Consider the following 18185-nt stretch of genomic DNA (forward strand, 5'->3'; position numbering starts at 1 on the left):
AGCGCCGGGGCCGAGCGAAGCCGACATGGCCGCCGCCTCCGAAATGTCGGTCGATGACCGTCAGGCTATGATCAAGGGTATGGTCTCGCAGCTGGCAGCCCGGCTGGAATCAAACCCGGACGATCTCGAAGGATGGAAACGGTTGATCCGGTCCTACACGGTTTTGGGAGACGGCGAGAAAGCGGCTCAGGCCTTGACGACCGCCTCCGATGCCTTCGCGCCGGATTCCGCGGCTGGCCGGGAGATCGCCGCGCTTGGCGAGGAATTGGGGCTGACGCCGGTGGAAACGACGCGATCCGTACCGCCTCGGCCGAGCGAGGCGGATGTGGCCGCCGCCTCCGAAATGTCTGCAGGCGACCGGCAGGCGATGATCCAGGGAATGGTCTCGCAACTGGCAAGCCGGCTGGAATCCAACCCGCGGGACGTGGAAGGGTGGAAGCGGCTGATTCGCTCCTATAAGGTCTTGGGCGAGACGGACAAGGCGAGCGACGCGCTGCGAACGGCGTTTCAACATTTTGAGGCGGACACTGCTGCGGGCCGAGAAATCGCCGCTCTCGGACAGGAACTCGGCCTGGCGGACGCGGAGGCGACACAAACCCAATGACACGGAAAGCGAAACGGCTCACTTCCATCGCGGCCATCCTCCTCGTCATCGGCGCGGCGGCCGGCCTCGTCCTGACCGCGCTGTCGGATTCGGTGGCGTTCTTCAATTCACCCACCGACATCGTCGCCAGTGCACCGGCGCCTTCGCAGCGTATCCGGCTGGGTGGCCTCGTCGAAGAGGGGTCGGTCGTGCGCGGCGGTTCGCAGAAAGTGACATTTCGGGTCACCGACACGATCGAGAGCGTGCCGGTGACCTATACCGGGCTTCTGCCAGACCTTTTCCGGGAAGGGCAGGGCGTCGTCACCGAAGGCACGCTCGGACCCGACAACATCTTCGTTGCGGACACGGTCCTGGCCAAGCACGACGAGAACTACATGCCGAAGGAAGTCGTCGACGACCTGAAGGCGCGTGGCTTGTGGGAAGAGGGCACGGGCGTCGTCAAGTCCGATACGGAGCCGGCACAGACACCGACGGCAACCGGAGCGAGCTCATGATCGTCGAAATCGGCCTCTACGCGCTGATCCTGGCGCTGTCCCTGTCGCTGGTCCAGTCGCTCTTGCCGGTGATCGGCGCCCGGACAGGCGACGCCCGGCTGATGGAGACTGGAACGGTGACCGCCACCGGTGGGTTCGTGCTCCTCGCCATATCGTTTTCAGCCCTGACGACCGCCTATGTGACCTCGGACTTCTCGGTCGCCAACGTCTTCGAGAATTCCCATTCGCTGAAGCCGATGCTCTACAAGGTCACCGGCGTGTGGGGCAATCACGAGGGCTCGATGCTGCTGTGGGTGCTGATCCTGACGACGTTCGGGGCCGCCGCGGCGTGGTTCGGCGGCAACCTGCCGCCGACGCTGAAGGCGCGGGTGCTGGCGGTGCAGGCGTTGATCGGCGTGGCGTTCTTTGCCTTCATCCTGGTCACCTCGAACCCGTTCGAGCGGATCGCCGTGCCGCCGATGAACGGGCAAGACCTGAACCCCTTGTTGCAGGACCCCGGCCTGGCGTTCCATCCGCCGTTCCTCTACCTGGGGTACGTTGGGCTGAGCATGGCCTTTTCCTTCGCCGTGGCGGCGCTGATCGAGGGGCGCGTCGATGCCGCCTGGGCCCGCTGGGTGCGGCCGTGGACGCTGGCCGCCTGGATGTTCCTGACCGTGGGCATCGCCCTTGGCAGTTGGTGGGCCTACTACGAGCTGGGCTGGGGCGGTTTCTGGTTCTGGGATCCGGTCGAGAACGCCAGCTTCATGCCCTGGCTGATCGCCGCGGCGCTGGTGCATTCGGCGATCGTGGTCGAGAAACGGGAATCGTTGAAAAGCTGGACGATTCTGTTGGCGATCATGGCTTTCGGCTTTTCGCTGATCGGCACGTTCATCGTGCGCTCGGGCGTCATCACCAGCGTGCATGCGTTCGCCAACGACCCCGAGAGGGGCGTGTTCATCCTGGCGATCACCGCGTTTTTCATCGGCGGCTCGTTGGTTCTCTATACCCTGCGGGCCGGTGCGCTGGAAGCGCGCGGCGTGTTCGGCCTCGTCAGCCGCGAAAGCGCACTGGTGCTCAACAACATCCTGCTGGCGGTGGGCTGCTTCGTGGTGTTCATCGGCACCGTCTGGCCGCTGGTGGGCGAGCTGATACTCGGGCGCAAGCTGTCGGTCGGCGCGCCGTTTTTCAACCTCGCGTTCACACCGTTCATGGTGGTGCTCGGGCTGGTGATGCCGGTCGGCGCGATGATGCCGTGGAAACGCGGCTCGATCAGGCGGGTCGTGGCCAAGCTGCGGGGCGCCTTCGTTCTGGCGCTGGCGCTTGGGGCGCTGGCCTTCGCGATGCAGACCGGGCGCAGTGCCCTGGGCCCGGTGGGCGTTTTCCTTGGCGCGTGGCTGGTCAGCGGCGCGGCGGTGGACATGTGGCAGAAGACCGGCCGCCGCGGCCAGCGGCTGTCGCGGCTGATCCGCCTGCCCGGTGCCGACTGGGGCAAGGCCCTTGCCCATTCGGGGCTTGGCATCACCATGGTCGCGATTGCCGGCATGATGGCCTGGGAGCAGGAAGATATCCGCGTCGTGCAGGTGGGCGGATCGTTCGACCTGGCCGGCTATACCCTGACCCTTCAGGATGTGCGGCAGGTGCAGGGGCCGAACTACCGCACCACGATCGCCGACGTGCTGCTTGAAAAGGACGGTCGCGAAATCGGTGTTCTCAACCCCGAGAAGCGCGTCTATCCCGTCCAACAGATGCCGACCACCGAGGCGGCGCTCGATATCGGGGTGTTGCGCGACATCTACGTGGTGATCGGCGACCCGCAACAAAACGGCGGCTGGGCGGTGCGCAGCTATTACAAGCCGCTGGCCAACTGGATCTGGGGCGGCGCCATCCTGATGGCCCTGGGCGGGCTGATCAGCCTTACCGACCGCCGCTACCGCGTCGCCGCCGGCGCGCGCCGGCAGGCGGCGACCCCGACGCGGGGGGTGCCTGCGGAATGAAGGGGCGTATGCCGGCAATAGTGCGCCAAGCGATGCTGGCGCTGGCGCTGTGCCTGGCGGTGCCCGGCCCGGTGCTGGCGGTGCAGCCCGACGAGGTTCTGGCCGACCCCGGGCTGGAGGCGCGGGCGCGCGAGATATCGAAGGGCTTGCGCTGCCTTGTCTGTCGCAACGAAAGCATCGCCGAGTCGAACGCCGAATTGGCGCGCGACCTGCGGCTTCTGGTGCGCGAGAGGCTGCAAAAAGGCGACAGCAACGAGGAAGTCGTCGATTACATCGTCGCCCGCTACGGCGAATACGTGCTGCTCAAGCCCACCATGACGGGGGGTAACTGGCTGCTCTGGGCGGCGGGGCCGGTGATGTTGCTGATCGCGCTCGGCGGCGGGCTGGTCTATGTGCGCTCGCGCGCCCGCGCGACCGAGCCGGCACAGCAGGCCCTGAGCGACGCCGAGAAGGCCCGGTTGCGCGAAATTCTTGGCGACTGAAGCCGGTTTTACCCTTTTCCTTACCGCGCGGTCGGTTATTCTGAACGCCGGACCGCAAAGGGAGGCCCGAGATGGACTACCAGACCATAAAGTTCGAGATCGCCGACGACGTGGCGGTCATCACGCTCGACCGTGCCGACAAGATGAACGCGCTTAATGCACAGATGCGCGCCGAGATCGCCGACGCCGCGACCGAGGCCGGCAAGACGGCGCGCGTCCTGGTCCTGACCGGGGCCGGGCGGGCGTTCTGCTCGGGGCAGGACCTGAGCGACCGCGCCAATGCCGACGACCTGGATCTCGAACGCACGCTGCGCGACGAGTACGCCCCGATGCTGCGGGCGATCTTCGATTGCCCGGTACCCACCATCGCCGCCGTCAATGGCCCCGCCGCCGGGGCAGGGGCCAACATCGCGCTGGCCGCCGACGTGGTGATCGCGGCTGAAAGCGCCTATTTCCTGCAGGCCTTCACCCGCATCGGCCTGATTCCCGACGCCGGCGGCACCTATTGGCTGACCCGCAACATGGGCAGCGCCAAGGCCATGGGCGCGGCGCTTTTCGCCGACAAGATCACCGCCCGGCAGGCCGACGACTGGGGAATGATCTGGGAGGCAGTGCCGGATGCCGAGTTCGATGCCGTCTGGCAGGCGCGCGCCGGGCACCTGGCCAAGGGGCCGACGCTGGCCTATGCGCATGTCAAGAAGGCGATCCGCGGCAGCTGGGACAACAGCGTCGAGGACCAGCTGGCGCTGGAGGGGCGCGCGCAAGGGGCCTGCGGGCAGAGTCGCGATTTCAAGGAAGGCGTGCTGGCATTCCTGGAAAAGCGTCCGCCGAAATACGAGGGGCGCTGACCGCCCCGAAGCCCGCAACGAAGGTCGCGCAAACGAAAAGGGCCGCCCGGCGGGGCGGCCCCTGGCATGTCGCGCGGCTGGAGCTCAACGGTTTTCGACGTCGATGTAGTCGCGCTCCAACGCGCCCAGGTAAAGCTGCCGCGGGCGGCCGATCTTCATTTGCGGATCGGCGATCTGTTCCTTCCACTGGCTGACCCAGCCGACAGTGCGCGCCAGCGCGAAGATCGGCGTGAACATCGACATCGGAAAGCCCATGGCTTCGAGGATGATGCCCGAGTAGAAATCGACGTTCGGGAACAGCTTTTTCTCGATGAAATACTCGTCGTTCAGGGCGATCTTTTCCAGTTCCTTGGCGACCTTGAGCAACTCGTTGTCCTCGACGCCCATCAGTTCGAGTACCTCGTCGGCGGATTGCTTGAGCACCTTGGCGCGCGGGTCGGTGTTCTTGTAAACCCTGTGGCCGAAGCCCATCAGGCGGAACGGGTCGTCCTTGTCCTTGGCGCGTTCGATGTATTCGGGGATGCGGTCGACGCTGCCGATTTCCTTGAGCATCTCCAGGCAGGCCTGGTTGGCGCCGCCATGGGCCGGCCCCCACAGGCAGGCGATGCCCGCCGCGATGCAGGCGAACGGGTTGGCGCCCGACGAGGAAGCCAGCCGCACCGTCGAGGTCGAGGCGTTCTGCTCGTGGTCGGCATGCAGGGTAAAGATACGGTCCATCGCGCGGGCGAGGATGGGGTCGACTTCGTAGGTCTGCGCCGGCACCGAAAAGCACATGTGCAGGAAGTTGGCGGCATAATCCAGATCGTTGCGCGGATAGACGAACGGCTGCCCGATCGAGTACTTGTAAGCCATCGCGGCGATCGTCGGCATCTTGGCCAGCAGGCGGATCGAGGCCACCTCGCGCTGCCACGGGTCGCTGATATCGGTGCTGTCGTGATAGAAGGCCGACATTGCGCCGACCACGCCCACCATGGTGGCCATCGGGTGGGCATCGCGCCGGAAGCCACGGAAGAAGTTGTGCATTTGCTCGTGAATCATCGTGTGATGGGTCACGCGTTGCTCGAAATCCTCAAGCTGCGTGGCCGTGGGCAATTCGCCGTAAAGCAGCAAGTAGCAGACTTCGAGGAAATGCGATTTCTCGGCCAGCTGGTCGATCGGGTAGCCGCGATGCAGCAAAATGCCGGCGTCGCCGTCGATATAGGTGATGGTGCTGTCGCAGCTCGCCGTCGAGGTAAAGCCTGGGTCGTAGGTGAACACGCCGGCCTGCGCGTAGAGCTTGCGGATGTCGATGACATCGGGCCCCACGGTGGGCGAGAATATCGGCAGGTCCACCTGCTGGCCGTCGAAACTCAGGGTGGCGGACTTCGTGGATTCTGGCATGCGAATTCCCTTTCACTGGCCACATGCGCGGACCGCATGGGGGATAGGTGTTATCGTGCCAAGGCCGGCACGGGCGGTATTGTCGCGCGCCGACGCATCAACGAGATGTCGCGTCAGCACGCCGGCATTCCTAGTCCGCTGCGCCCGGTCAGGCGGCCGCGTCGGTCAGGCGAGCGATGGATTCGTCGCGCCCAAGAACCAGCATCATGTCGAAGACGCTCGGAGTCGCGCTACGCCCGGCCAGCGCCGCCCGCATGGGGGCGGCCAATTGCCCGAACTTCACCCCCTTATCGGCGGCGAAGGCGTTTGCGACGGCCTCCAGTTCTTCGCGGTTCCAGCTAGCATTTTGCAGCTGCGGCGTCAATTCCCGCAGTATACCACGGGATACGGAATCGAGCGATTCCAACGCCTTCTCGTCCGGCTCGATAGGTCGTTCGGCGGTGACGAATGCTGCCTTTTCAAGAAGTTCCGGGTATGTCCGGGCGCGCGTCTTGAGGTACGGCATGGCGCGCTCCATCAGGCTTGCCTTGGCGTCATCCAGCGGCGCCGCGCCGATGCTGCGCAGGTAATCGCGCAATTCGTGCAGCACTGCGGCATCCTCCATGGCAGCCATGTGCTGGCCGCAGAGATTGGCCAGTTTCTTGAGGTCGAACCGGGCGGGCGACTTGCCGATACCGTCGAGATCGAACCACGCGCGCGCCTGCGCATCGGTGAAGAACTCGTCGTCGCCGTGGCTCCAGCCCAGGCGCGCCAGGTAATTGCGCATCCCCGCCGCCGGGTAGCCCATCGCGCGGTATTCATCGACGCCGAGCGCGCCGTGACGCTTGCTGAGCTTCTTGCCGTCAGGGCCGTGGATCAGCGGGATATGCGCCCACACCGGCACCCGCCAGCCCATGGCCTGGTAAATCATCATCTGGCGCGCGGCGTTGTTGAGGTGGTCGTCGCCGCGGATCACATGGGTCACGCCCATGTCGTGGTCGTCCACCACCACCGCCAGCATGTAGACCGGGCTGCCGTCGCCGCGCAATAGTACCATGTCGTCGAGCTGGTCGTTGCGGATGCGCACTTCGCCCTGCACGCGGTCGCTGATCACTGTCTCGCCCTCGCGCGGGGCCTTGATGCGGATCGCATATGGCGCGTCGGGGTGGCTGGCCGGGTCGGCATCGCGCCACGGGCTGCGGAAAAGGGTCGAGCGGCCGGCGGCGCGGGCCTCTTCGCGGAAAGCGGCGATTTCTTCGGACGTGGCAAAGCACTTGTAGGCCTTGCCCTGCGCCAAAAGCTGGTGCGCCACCTCGGCGTGACGCTCGGCGTTGGCGGCCTGGCTCACCGCCGCGCCGTCGTGGTCGAGCCCCAGCCAGGCCAGCCCGTCATGGATCGCCTGCGTCGCCTCCGCGGTCGAGCGCGCCCGGTCGGTATCTTCGATCCTGAGCAGGAAACGCCCCCCCCGCCCGCGCGCGTAAAGCCAGTTGAACAGCGCCGTGCGCGCGCCGCCGATATGCAGAAAGCCGGTTGGCGAGGGCGCGAATCGGGTAACGACCTGGTCGGACATGGGCGGATTAACCTTTCGGTAAGCATCTGGTGCGTAGCCTTGGCGCCTGTCTACCGAGGCACCGGTGCGGGGGCAAGAGTTGCGGATCATGGGCGCAGTGGGCGACGGGTTCCTACGTCAGCGGGGGCATCTGTTCCCGTGGGTGCCGGTCTGCCTGGCGGCCGGGGTCGGCGGCTATTTCGCCCTGCCGGTGGAGCCGCGCGCGCCCCATTACGCACTGGCCGCCGGGCTGGCGCTGGCGCTCGCCGGCCTGGCCCTAAGGGTGCGACCGGCGGCAACCCCGCCGCTGATGGCGCTGGCGCTGGTGCTGGCGGGGGTCTGCGTCGCCGGGGCGCGCGCCCACATGGTGGCCGGCCCGGTTCTGGAGTGGCGCTACTACGGGCCCGTCGCGGGGCGCGTCGTGGTTATCGACCGGTCGGCCTCGGACGCGCTGCGGCTGACGCTCGACCGGGTAACGCTGCGCGACATGGCGCCGGCGCGCACCCCCGAACGGGTGCGCGTCTCGCTGCATGGCCGGCAGGGGCTGTTTGCGCCGCGCCCCGGCCAGCGGGTGGCGATGACCGCGCATCTGAGCCCGCCTGCCGGCGCGGTGGAGCCCGGCGGCTTCGACTTCCGCCGCCACGCCTGGTTCAAGCGCCTGGGCGCGGTCGGTTACACGCGCGCGCCGATGGTTCTGCTGCGCCCGGCACAGGCAGGCGCGTTGCCGGTGGCGCGGGCGCGAATGGCGCTGTCGGAGCGTGTCCGGGCGGCGCTGCCGGGCGAGGCGGGAAGCTTCGCCGCCGCGATCATGACCGGCGACAGGTCGGCCATCGGGCAGCCGACGCTGGAGGCGCTGCGCATCTCCAACCTCGCGCATCTGCTTGCCATTTCGGGGCTGCACATGGGGCTGCTGGCAGGCGTCGTGCTGGGCGCGCTCAGGCTCGGCCTTGCCGCGGTTCCGGCGGTCGGTCTTCGGGTGCCGGCGCGCAAGATCGCCGCGGCCGGGGCGTTGCTGGCCGCGGCGGGCTACCTGGCGTTGTCGGGGGGCAACGTGGCGACCGAACGCGCCTTCATCATGGTGGCGGTAATGCTGGTGGCGGTGATCCTCGATCGCCGCGCGATCAGCCTGCGGGCGGTCGCGGTCGCCGCCGTGGTCGTGTTGCTGCTGCGGCCCGAGGCGCTGTTGGGCCCCGGGTTCCAGATGTCGTTTGCGGCCACCACGGCGCTGGTGGCGGTGTTCGGATGGATGCGTGGGCGTGCACCGGCGGATGTGCCGGGTTGGCTGCGACCGGTTTTTGGGGTGGTGATCGCTTCGCTGATCGCGGGCCTGGCCACGGCGCCGGTTGCGGCCGCGCATTTCAACCAGATCGCGCGCTTCGGGCTGCTGGCCAACCTCGCCTCGGTGCCGCTGATGGGCACGCTGGTAATGCCGGCGGCGGTGCTGGCTGCCTGCCTGATGCCGCTGGGGCTGGAGGGCGCGGCGCTGTGGGCCATGGGGCTGGGGCTGGAGTGGATCCTGGGCGTTGCGCATTGGGTCGCGGCGTTGCCCGGCGCGCGCGGCGCGGTCGTCTCGCCCAGCGGCGCGGTGCTGCCGCTCATGGCGGTCGGGGCGCTGTGGCTGATCCTGTGGCAGGGCCGGCTGCGCCTGGCCGGGTTGGCCCTGGTGGCGGTGGCCCTGCTGCTGTGGACCCAGGCGCAGCGCCCCGCGATCCTGGTTTCGGGTGACGGGGGCCTCGTCGGGGTCATGACGGCAGAGGGAAGGGCGCTGAGCCGGGCACGCGGAAACGGGTTCGTGGCCCGCATCTGGTTGGAAAACGATGGCGATAGCGCCGGCCAGCAGGCCGCCGCAGCCCGCTGGCAGGGCGTGGCCCGCGTTCCCGGCGGCGGGCGGCTCATCCATGTGCGGGGCAAGCGCGCGGCACGGGACGCCGCGTGCCGCGCCGGCGATTGGATGGTCCTAAACGTGACCGCGCCGGAACGCGCGTTGCCGTGCCGGGTGATCGACCTTGCCGAGTTGCGCGAAAGCGGCGCGCTGGCGGTCAGCGGCGCGCGCGCGCGCCGTGTCCTGCGCGCCAGCGACACGGCCGGGCGCCGGCTTTGGTCGCCGCGGGTGAATCGGTTTCAGTAAGTGCGGATCAGCCCCACCAGGCGGCCCTGGATCCTGACCTGATCCTCGGGCAGCAACCGGGTTTCGTAGGCGGGGTTCGCGGCCTCCAGCGCGATGGCGCCGCCACGCCGGAAGAACCGCTTGAGCGTCGCTTCGTGATCGTCGATCAGCGCCACCACGATATCGCCGTTGTCGGCGGTCGCGGTTTCGCGGATCACCACAACGTCGCCGTCGTTGATGCCGGCGTCGATCATCGAATCGCCGCGCACCTCGAGCGCGTAATGCTCCCCTTGTGCGCCCAGCATCGCGTCGGGCACGGCGATGCTGTGCTCGGCGTTGCTGATCGCCTCGATCGGAACGCCGGCGGCGATGCGGCCCATCACCGGCAGGGACCGCGCCGGCGCGGACGCCGTGACATCAAGCGCCGCGCCGGGGCGCGGGGCGGCATCGCCGTCGATCACCTCGGGCGAAAACCCGCCGGCCTGCGGCTGATCGCGCTGTTCGGCCGCGGTCAGCACCTCGGGCAGCTTGACGATTTCCAGCGCCCGCGCGCGATGCGCGAGGCGGCGGATGAATCCGCGTTCCTCCAGCGCCGTGATCAGCCGGTGGATGCCGGATTTCGAGCGCAAATCGAGCGCCTCTTTCATCTCGTCGAAACTGGGCGGAACACCGTCGCGCTGAACGCGCTTGTGAATGAAATCAAGCAGGTCGATCTGTTTGCGTGTCAGCATGGCGCGGCATCCTCAGGCTCATCCATATTGCTTTGTTCTACGCATGTTCCCGTTTTGTGTCAACAACCGCGGATTCGAGGGCAAGATGTCAGAGCGGGATGTACGCGACCGTATCGCCGGGCACGCGCGGGCCATCGCCGATGGGGCGCGGCAGCAGGGCGTTGGCCTCGGCCAGTACGCTCAGCAGGGCGCTGTCCTGCGTCTGAAAGGGGGTGATGCGCCCTTCGCTGACATGGGCGCGCATGAAGTGCTGGCGCGGCCCGTTTTCGGGCAGGCGCGCTTCGAGCGTGGCGTGCCGGCGCACCGGGGCCCGCGGCGGCAGGCCCAGCATCGCCTCGATCATCGGGCGCAGGAACAGCACGCCGCAGACGATGGCCGAAACCGGGTTGCCGGGCAGGCCAAGCATCGGCGCACCGTCCAGGCGCCCGGCCATCAGCGGCTTGCCCGGGCGCATCGCCACCTTGTAGAACGACCGCGCCAGCCCCAGGTCGGCGGCCACCTTGCCGACGAGGTCATGATCGCCCACCGAGGCGCCGCCGATCGTCACCGTCAGGTCGGCGCCGCGCGCCAGGTCGAAGGCGGTGGTGAGCGAGGCCTCGCTGTCGCGCGCGATCGGCAGCATCCGCACATGCGCCCCCGCCGCCTCGGCCAGCGCCTTGAGCCCGAAGCTGTTGGACGCGATGATCTGGTCCGGGCCGGGGTCTTCGCCCGGCATCACCAGCTCATCGCCGGTGGCGATCAGCGCGATCTCGGGTCGCCGCGTCACCGGCAGACAGGGCAGGTCCATCGCCGCCAGCAGCGCCAGGTCGGCCGGTGACAACCGGCGCGGCGCCGCGATGCGGTGCCCGTTGGTGAAATCGGCGCCGGCGGGGCGCACATGGGTGCCGGTACCCGGCGTGCCGGTGATCTCGATCACGTCGCCGGTGCGGGTGCAATCCTCCTGGATCACGACGCGGTCGGCGCCGACGGGCATCGGCGCGCCGGTAAAGATGCGCACCGCTTCGCCCTCGTTCACGGTGCCGTCGAACCGCGCGCCGGCGGCAGATTCGCCGATCACTTCGAACCGCGCGCCCGGCCCCAGATCGGCCGCGCGGATGGCATAGCCATCCATGGCCGAGGCGGCGAAGGGCGGCTGATCGCGCCGGGCACTGACATGGCGGGCGAGCACGCGGCCAGCGGCATCGGCCAGCGGCACCTCTTCGACATCGAGCGGCCCGACCAGCGCGAACAGGTCTTCCAGCGCGTTTTCGACGGTTATCATTGTGCCTCGTATCTACCTGATTTGCCGCCATCTTTCAGTGTGACGCGGATACCGCCGATCTGCATCGCGCGGTCCACTGCCTTGGCCATGTCATAGACCGTGAGCGCGGCGGTGCTGACTGCGGTCAGCGCCTCCATCTCGACGCCGGTCTGGCCCGATGTCCTGACCGTCGCCGCGATGCGGATGCCGGGTAGGTCGGCGTCGGGCGCTAGATCGACCGCCACCCGCGTGACGGGCAGCGGATGGCACAGCGGGATCAGATCGGCGGTGCGTTTCGCGCCCATGATCCCGGCCAGCCGGGCCACGCCCAGGACATCGCCTTTTTCGGCACGTCCTTCCCGAATTATATCAAGGGTTTGCGGGTCCATCTTCACCCAGCCTTCGGCGCTCGCAACGCGCGCGGTGACGGCCTTGCCGGAGACATCGACCATGTGCGCCTTGCCGTCGGCGTCGAAATGCGTGAGTTCAGCCATCACACGCCCCCCGCGTTCAGCGGATTCGCGAGCAGCGCGCGCGTGGCCTGCGCCACGTCCGCCTGCCGCATCAGGCTCTCGCCGACCAGAAAGCAGCGCACCCCGTAGCGCGCCATGTCGGCCAGGTCATCGGGGCCGGAAAGACCCGACTCGGCGACGATCTCGCGGTCGGCCGGCACCAGCCGCGACAGTGTTCTGGTGGTGTCAAGATTGGTCTGGAAGGTGTTGAGATCACGGTTATTTATCCCGATCAAGTGCGAGTCCAGAAGCGCCGCGCGTTCCAGTTCCGGGGCATCGTGAACCTCGACCAGCGCCTCCATCCCCCAATCCGCGGCGGCGCTTTCCAGTTCCTTGGCCTGGGTATCGCTGACGCTGGCCATGATGATCAGGATGCAGTCGGCGCCAAGCGCGCGCGCCTCGGCCACCTGGTAGGGGTCGTACATGAAATCCTTGCGCAGCACCGGCAGTTCGCAGGCGTCGCGCGCGGCGGTCAGAAACGCCTTGTCGCCCTGGAAACTCGGCCCGTCGGTCAACACGCTCAGGCAGGCTGCGCCGCCCTCGGCATAGGCGCGGGCCAGCGCCGGCGGGTCGAAATCGTCGCGGATCAACCCCTTGGAGGGGCTGGCCTTCTTGATCTCGGCGATCAGGCCATAGCCGCGCTGCGATGCCTTGTGCAGGGCATCGGCAAACGAGCGCACGGGCGGCGCGGCGCGCGCCTCGGCCTCGACCGCCTCGAGCGGTCGGTCGGCCTTGTCGGCGGCGATCTCGTCCAGCTTGTAGGCCTTGATCCGTTCGAGGATGGTGGGGGTCATGCGGCCTCCTCCGTGGTGACGGTGGCGAGAATGGCAAGGCGGCGGCGCGCCTCGCCGCTGTCGATGCTCTCGGCGGCCTGGGCCACGCCCTCGTGCAACTCTGCGGCATGGTCCGCCACCACCAGCGCCGCGGCGGCATTGAGCAGCACCGCGTCGCGGTAGGCGCTTTTCTCGCCATCCAGAAGGCCGCGCAGGGCGCGCGCGTTTTCCTGCGGCGTGCCACCGAGGATGGCCTCGAGCGGATGCACGGGCAGGCCGAAATCCTCGGGGTGTAACTCGACCTCGCGGATGCGGCCATCCTCTTCCAGCGCGGCCACCCAGGTGCGGCCGGTGATGGTCATCTCGTCGGTGCCGTCGCTGCCATGGACCAGCCAGGCGCGTTCGCTGCCCAGGCGCGCCAGCGTTTCGGCCATCGGGCGGATCAGGTCGTGGCTGTAGGCACCGGTAAGCTGGCGCTTGACGCCCGCGGGGTTCGACAGCGGCCCGAGGATGTTGAAGATGGTGCGCGTGCCCAGCTCGGCCCGGCTGGGCCCGACATGGGCCATGGCGGGGTGATGCATGGGCGCCATCATGAAGGCAATACCAGCCATTTTCAAAGCTTTTTCAACAACCTCCGGCCCAATCATAACCTTGACGCCAAGTTCCGACAGCGCGTCGGCGGCGCCCGATTTCGAACTGAGGTTGCGGTTGCCGTGCTTGGCCACCGGCACGCCGGCCCCGGCCACCACGAGCGCGGCCGCGGTCGAGATGTTGAGCGTGCCCTTGCCGTCGCCGCCGGTTCCGACGATGTCGATGGCGCCGGCGGGCGCATGCACCTTGTTGCACTTGGCGCGCATCACCGCGGCGGCGGCGGCGTATTCGTCAACCGTTTCGCCGCGGGTGCGCAGCGCCATCAGCAATCCGCCGATCTGCGCCGGGGTGGCCTCACCTTCGAACAGGATGTTGAAGGCAGCCTCGGCCTCGTCGCGGCTCAGCGCGCGGTCGGCGGCGGCGCCGATCAGAGGTTTCAGCGCGTCGCTCATGCCGGCTCCTTTGCCCTTTCGGGCATGGTTTGCAGGAAGTTGCGCAGCAGCGCATGCCCGTGGTCCGAGGCGATGGATTCGGGGTGGAACTGCACGCCCTCGATCGGTTTGTCGCGGTGGCGCAGGCCCATGATGGTGCCGTCCTCCAGCTCCGCCGTTACCTCCAGGCAGTCGGGCAGCCCGTCGCGGGCGACGACAAGCGAGTGATAGCGCGTCGCGGCAAAGGGCGAGGGCAGCCCGGCAAAGACACCGCTGCCGGTGTGGTGGATATGACCCAGCTTGCCGTGCACGATCTCGTCGGCGCGCACCACCTTGCCGCCAAAGGCCTGGCCGATGACCTGGTGACCAAGGCAAACCCCCAGCAGCGGCACCTCCGCCGCCGCCGCGGCATGGGTCAGCGCCAGGCAGATGCCCGCCTTGTCGGGGTCGCACGGGCCGGGAGACAGCACGATGCCCGCGGGCCGCATCGCCATCGCCTCGGACACGCTCAGCGCGTCGTTGCGGCGCACCTTTACAGCGGCGCCCAGCTCGCCCAGATAGTGCACGAGGTTGTAGGTGAAACTGTCGTAATTGTCGATCAGGAGCAGCATCGGGTCATTCTTTGCGGTCTTGTGTTGATTTCCGGGGCTGGAGGCCCGCATCATGGTCAGGTAATACTTGTTCAGGCTTGCGCGTGAGCGTCAAGAGGGGCCGCCGCGGAACCATTCGCACGGCGCTGCGGGGCGCAAGGGATACGGCCGAACGGAACCCGGGAGGCAAGGGCAGTGGTACGAGGCGTGATAAGCGGTGTGGTCTGGGGCGGCGTGGTGTCGGTGCTGGCGGCGGCGGCGGTGTCGCTGATCAACGGCCCGGTGAGTTTTCCCCGCCCCGAGACGGCGGCGGTCGAGGTGCCACCGGGGTCGCAGTTCGACCGCGCTGCCGAGGACCGCGCCGCCAGCCCGCCGGCCGGCGACAGTGCCCCGGACGCCGCCCGCCGGGCGCCGCGTGCCAGTGCGCCGCCATCCGATGACCTGACCCCGCTGGAGGGTGCCGATACCTCTCCCGGCGCGGCGCCGCGCGCGACCATGGAGGAGCCGGGGCTGAGCCGACCCCCCAACGCGGCGCAGGATACGCCGGGAATGACGGGCCAGCGCGATGCGCCCGCCGCGAGCCCCGACCGCGACACGCCGCGGGCCAGCGCGCCCGATGCCGATACCGACGCGGCACCGACGCCGGGGCGCTCCGCGGCGCTCCCGGTGCCGCCCGATCAGCAGGGGACGGCGCCGGGCGCGTTTCCCTCCGACAGCGATGCGGCCGCGCAGACGCCGGCGCCGCTGATCCGGTCGCAGGATGACGACGCCGCCGCGGCGGCAGGCGATGAGCCCCGCGACGATGCGGCGCCGGCGGGCGCCGACGCGCCGGGCGGCGACGACAGGGCCGATGCCGGCGCATCGGGTGCCCCGGCCACGCGCCTGACCGATCGCAACGGGCAAGGCGACGGCGGCGGGCGTCTGCCCACGATCACCGCGCCGGCCACCCCGGATGCGGCGGTCGGGCCCGGCGAGGATTCTGGGGCCACCGATGATGCGACCGCGGGCGCGGCGCTGCCTGACGACGGGTCAGCGCCTGCGATACGCCGCCACGCCGTACCGTTCGAGGCCCCCGAAGATGCCCCTATGATGTCGATCGTCCTTATCGACGCAGGTCGCGGCAACATCGGCCTGGAGGCGCTGTCGGCCTTTCCCTACCCGCTGAGTTTTGCCGTCGATGCCAGCCATCCCGACGCCGCCGAGCGCATGGCCCGATACCGCGAGGCCGGATTCGAGGTGGTGGCCCGCACCGGCCTGCCCGCTGCGGCCACGCCCGCGGATGCCGAGGTGGCCATCGCGGCGGCGCTGCGGGCCGTGCCCGAGGCGGTCGCGGTGATGGAAAGCGCCCCGGGCAGCTTGCAGCACAACCGCCCGCTGGCCGAGCAACTGGGCGCCATCCTTGACGAAAGCGGCCATGGGCTGATCCTGTATCCCGAGGGGCTCAACACCGCGCGCAAGCTGGCCGCAAAGGCCGGGGTGCCCGCAATAACGGTGTTTCGCGATTTCGACGATGGCGATGCCGACGCCGCGACGATCCGGCGCTACCTCGACCGCGCCGCGTTCCGGGCCCGCCAGGGCGAGGGCGGGGTGGTGATGGTCGGGCGGCTGACGCCGGACACGATCTCGGCGCTGATCCTGTGGGGCTTGCAGGACCAGACCGGAAACGTAGCACCCGCTCCGGTCTCGGCGCTGTTGCTGTCGCAGTAAGCGGGCATGGGCGCGCCCGTCGGCGCGCTCAGACCCGCAGCGCGCGCCATTCGCCGGGCGCCAGGTCGCCCAGCGTCCAGTCTCCCACCGACAGGCGAACCAGCCGCAGGGTGGGATGGCCGACATGCGCCGTCATCCGCCGCACCTGGCGGTTGCGGCCTTCGCAGATGGTGATTTCCAGCCAGCAATCGGGCACCGATTTGCGGGCGCGCACCGGTGGCGTGCGCGGCCACAGCCAGCCGGGCGGGTCGACGCGGCGGATGGTGGCGGGGCGGGTCGGGCCGTCCTTGAGCGTGACACCCGCCTTCAGCGCGGCGAGGGCATCGTCGTCGGGGATGCGTTCGACCTGCGCCAGGTAGGTCTTGGCCATCTTGTGACGCGGGTCCGCAATGCGCGCCTGCAAGCGCCCGTCATCGGTGAGCAGCAAGAGCCCCTCGCTGTCGCGGTCGAGCCGCCCGGCCGGGTAGACGCCGGGCATGTCGATAAAGTCGGACAGCGTGGCGCGCGTGTCGCCGCCGCCGCGGTCGGTGAACTGCGACAGCACGCCCATGGGCTTGTTGAACGCGATCAGCTTCGACATGGCGGCGGTGTCATGGGACGCGGGCGTCGCCGGGGGCGCTGCCCCCCGTCGGCTGCGCCGACGCCCCCCGGAGTACTTGGGGAAAGATGAAGGGACACATCAGCCGTTGCCGCCATCGGTGAAGCGGGCCGCGTCGGCGGCGGCGCGGCGGATGGCGCCGGATTTGTGGACGGTTTCCTGGTACTCGGCCTCGGGGTCCGAGTCGTGGACGACGCCGCCGCCGGACTGGATGTAGAGCTGGCCGTCCTTGACCAGCGCGGTGCGCAGGGCAATGCACATGTCCATGTCGCCGCCGGCCGAGAAATAGCCCACACCGCCGCCATAGGGGCCGCGCTTTTCGGGTTCCAGCTCGTCGATGATTTCCATCGCGCGCACCTTGGGGGCGCCGCTGACGGTGCCGGCGGGCATGCCCGCGAAGAAGGCGCTGAGCGCGTCCTGGTCCTCGGCCAGTTCGCCCACCACGTTCGAGACGATGTGCATGACGTGGCTGTAGCGTTCGATGGTGAACTGCTCGGTCGGGCGCACGCTGCCGATGCGGGCCACCTTGCCCACGTCGTTTCGCCCCAGGTCCAGCAGCATCAGGTGTTCGGCGCGTTCCTTGGGGTCGGCCAGCAGCTCGACCTCGAGCGCCTTGTCGGCGTCGGGCGTCGCGCCGCGCGGGCGGGTGCCGGCGATCGGGCGAATGGTGACCTCGCGCCCGAACACCCGCACCAGGATTTCGGGGCTGGCGCCGACGAGCTGGAAGCCGCCGAAGTTGAAATAGAACATGAACGGCGACGGATTGGTGCGCCGCAGGCTGCGGTAGAGCGTGAACGGCGGCAGCGTGAAGGGTTGGTGCCAGCGCTGCGACGGCACCACCTGGAAGATGTCGCCGGCGCGTATGTAATCCTTGGCCTTTTTCACCGCGGCCAGGTAATCGGGCTTGGCGAAATTCGACACCGGCGCGCCCACGTCCTGGGCATCGCCCATCTCGCGGGTGGCCTGGGGCAGCGCGCGGTCGAGGTCGCGCAGCGCGTCCATCACCCGTTCGGCCGCTTGCGCATAGGCGGCGCGCGCCGACTGCCCATCGCTTGCCCAGGCCGGCGAGACCACCGTGACATCGCCCTTCACCCCGTCGAGCACCGCGACCACCGTGGGCCGGATCAGAGTCGCGTCGGGCAGGCCGAGCGGATCGGGGTTGATATCGGGCAGGTGTTCGACCAGCCGGATCATGTCGTAGCCCAGGTAACCGAACAGCCCGGCACTGGCGGCGGGCAGGTCATCGGGCAGCTCGATGCGGCTGTCGGCAATGAGCGCGCGCAGCGCGACCAGCGGATCGCCCGGCTGTTCCTCCCATGCGTCGGGGTCGAAGCGGGCCATGCGGTTGATGCGGCTGGTGGCGCCGTGGCATTGCCAGATCAGGTCGGGTTTCAGCCCGATGATCGAGTAACGCCCGCGGGTCTCGCCGCCGGTGACCGATTCCAGCATGAAGGCGTCGCGCGCCGCGCCGGCGAGCTTGAGCATCAGCGACACCGGTGTGTCGAGATCGGCGGCAAGCCGCGCATAGACCACCTGGTTGCGCCCCGCCGCATAGGCGCGCGCGAAATCGTCGAAGGCCGGGGTCAGCTCCACGCG

16 protein-coding genes and 1 pseudogene are annotated in these 18185 nt (G+C 68.8%); 7 read left to right on the top strand and 10 right to left on the bottom strand.

Annotated features, from left to right (window positions below; all coding sequences use genetic code 11):
- From Q0L89_RS08730 to Q0L89_RS08750, 5 genes and pseudogenes are all read left to right on the top strand, one after another.
- Nucleotides 1–604: pseudogene (locus Q0L89_RS08730) on the top strand (hypothetical protein); the annotation flags it as partial.
- Nucleotides 601–1098, top strand: coding sequence for a cytochrome c maturation protein CcmE (ccmE, locus tag Q0L89_RS08735; protein WP_296763901.1), 498 nt, complete (start codon nucleotides 601–603; stop codon nucleotides 1096–1098). The pseudogene Q0L89_RS08730 and the gene ccmE, both read left to right, overlap by 4 nt.
- Nucleotides 1095–3071, top strand: a complete 1977-nt coding sequence (locus Q0L89_RS08740; protein ID WP_296763903.1) for a heme lyase CcmF/NrfE family subunit — start codon at nucleotides 1095–1097, stop codon at nucleotides 3069–3071. Before ccmE ends, Q0L89_RS08740 begins: the two co-directional genes overlap by 4 nt.
- Before the next feature lie 32 nt (nucleotides 3072–3103).
- Nucleotides 3104–3553, top strand: a complete 450-nt coding sequence (locus Q0L89_RS08745) for a cytochrome c-type biogenesis protein (RefSeq protein ID WP_296764043.1) — start codon at nucleotides 3104–3106, stop codon at nucleotides 3551–3553.
- A 71-nt stretch (nucleotides 3554–3624) separates the two neighbouring features.
- Nucleotides 3625–4401, top strand: coding sequence for an enoyl-CoA hydratase-related protein (locus Q0L89_RS08750; RefSeq protein ID WP_296763905.1), 777 nt, complete (start codon nucleotides 3625–3627; stop codon nucleotides 4399–4401).
- Nucleotides 4402–4485: 84 nt separating this feature from the next.
- On the opposite strand, the gene gltA is transcribed toward Q0L89_RS08750, so the two are convergent.
- On the bottom strand, nucleotides 4486–5781 hold the full coding sequence (gene gltA / locus Q0L89_RS08755; RefSeq protein WP_296763908.1) for a citrate synthase: 1296 nt from the start codon (nucleotides 5779–5781) through the stop codon (nucleotides 4486–4488).
- A gap of 148 nt (nucleotides 5782–5929) precedes the next feature.
- Nucleotides 5930–7330 (bottom strand): glutamate--tRNA ligase, encoded by a 1401-nt coding sequence (gene gltX / locus Q0L89_RS08760; protein ID WP_296763910.1) that lies wholly within the window; start codon nucleotides 7328–7330, stop codon nucleotides 5930–5932.
- An 88-nt stretch (nucleotides 7331–7418) separates the two neighbouring features.
- Here gltX and Q0L89_RS08765 point away from each other — a divergent pair, with 88 nt between their 5' ends.
- The gene (locus Q0L89_RS08765) at nucleotides 7419–9437 is read left to right on the top strand and encodes a ComEC/Rec2 family competence protein (protein ID WP_296763912.1); all 2019 of its coding nucleotides are present in this window, start codon (nucleotides 7419–7421) and stop codon (nucleotides 9435–9437) included.
- On the opposite strand, the gene lexA is transcribed toward Q0L89_RS08765, so the two are convergent.
- The 6 genes from lexA to Q0L89_RS08795 all read right to left on the bottom strand — a co-directional run bounded on the left by lexA (nucleotide 9431) and on the right by Q0L89_RS08795 (nucleotide 14305).
- Entirely contained in the window at nucleotides 9431–10147 is a 717-nt protein-coding gene (gene lexA, locus Q0L89_RS08770; protein ID WP_296763915.1) for a transcriptional repressor LexA, read from the bottom strand. The two genes, Q0L89_RS08765 and lexA, sit on opposite strands and share 7 nt — an antisense overlap.
- Before the next feature lie 88 nt (nucleotides 10148–10235).
- Nucleotides 10236–11408 carry a gephyrin-like molybdotransferase Glp gene (gene glp, locus Q0L89_RS08775; RefSeq protein ID WP_296763917.1) on the bottom strand — a complete coding sequence of 391 codons (1173 nt, stop codon included), beginning with the start codon at nucleotides 11406–11408 and terminating at the stop codon, nucleotides 10236–10238.
- Entirely contained in the window at nucleotides 11405–11881 is a 477-nt protein-coding gene (moaC, locus tag Q0L89_RS08780) for a cyclic pyranopterin monophosphate synthase MoaC (RefSeq protein WP_296763920.1), read from the bottom strand. Before moaC ends, glp begins: the two co-directional genes overlap by 4 nt.
- Nucleotides 11881–12693: an indole-3-glycerol phosphate synthase TrpC gene (trpC, locus tag Q0L89_RS08785; RefSeq protein WP_296763922.1), complete on the bottom strand. Its 813-nt coding sequence runs from the start codon at nucleotides 12691–12693 to the stop codon at nucleotides 11881–11883. The genes moaC and trpC overlap by 1 nt, the downstream gene beginning before the upstream one ends.
- Nucleotides 12690–13715: an anthranilate phosphoribosyltransferase gene (gene trpD / locus Q0L89_RS08790; protein WP_296763925.1), complete on the bottom strand. Its 1026-nt coding sequence runs from the start codon at nucleotides 13713–13715 to the stop codon at nucleotides 12690–12692. The genes trpC and trpD overlap by 4 nt, the downstream gene beginning before the upstream one ends.
- Nucleotides 13712–14305 carry an aminodeoxychorismate/anthranilate synthase component II gene (locus Q0L89_RS08795; protein WP_296763928.1) on the bottom strand — a complete coding sequence of 198 codons (594 nt, stop codon included), beginning with the start codon at nucleotides 14303–14305 and terminating at the stop codon, nucleotides 13712–13714. Before Q0L89_RS08795 ends, trpD begins: the two co-directional genes overlap by 4 nt.
- 174 nt (nucleotides 14306–14479) lie before the next feature.
- Between Q0L89_RS08795 and Q0L89_RS08800 the strand changes: the two genes are divergently transcribed.
- Nucleotides 14480–15991 carry a divergent polysaccharide deacteylase family protein gene (locus Q0L89_RS08800; protein WP_296763930.1) on the top strand — a complete coding sequence of 504 codons (1512 nt, stop codon included), beginning with the start codon at nucleotides 14480–14482 and terminating at the stop codon, nucleotides 15989–15991.
- Between the two features lie 28 nt (nucleotides 15992–16019).
- Here the strand turns inward: Q0L89_RS08800 and Q0L89_RS08805 are convergent, their stop codons facing one another.
- On the bottom strand, nucleotides 16020–16571 hold the full coding sequence (locus Q0L89_RS08805; RefSeq protein ID WP_296763933.1) for a pseudouridine synthase: 552 nt from the start codon (nucleotides 16569–16571) through the stop codon (nucleotides 16020–16022).
- A gap of 99 nt (nucleotides 16572–16670) precedes the next feature.
- Nucleotides 16671–18182 (bottom strand): anthranilate synthase component I, encoded by a 1512-nt coding sequence (gene trpE, locus Q0L89_RS08810; protein ID WP_296763935.1) that lies wholly within the window; start codon nucleotides 18180–18182, stop codon nucleotides 16671–16673.
- Nucleotides 18183–18185 lie beyond the last annotated feature (3 nt).

The sequence above is a fragment of the Sediminimonas sp. genome (genome assembly GCF_024637375.1).
Classification (GTDB): Bacteria; Pseudomonadota; Alphaproteobacteria; order Rhodobacterales; family Rhodobacteraceae; genus Sediminimonas.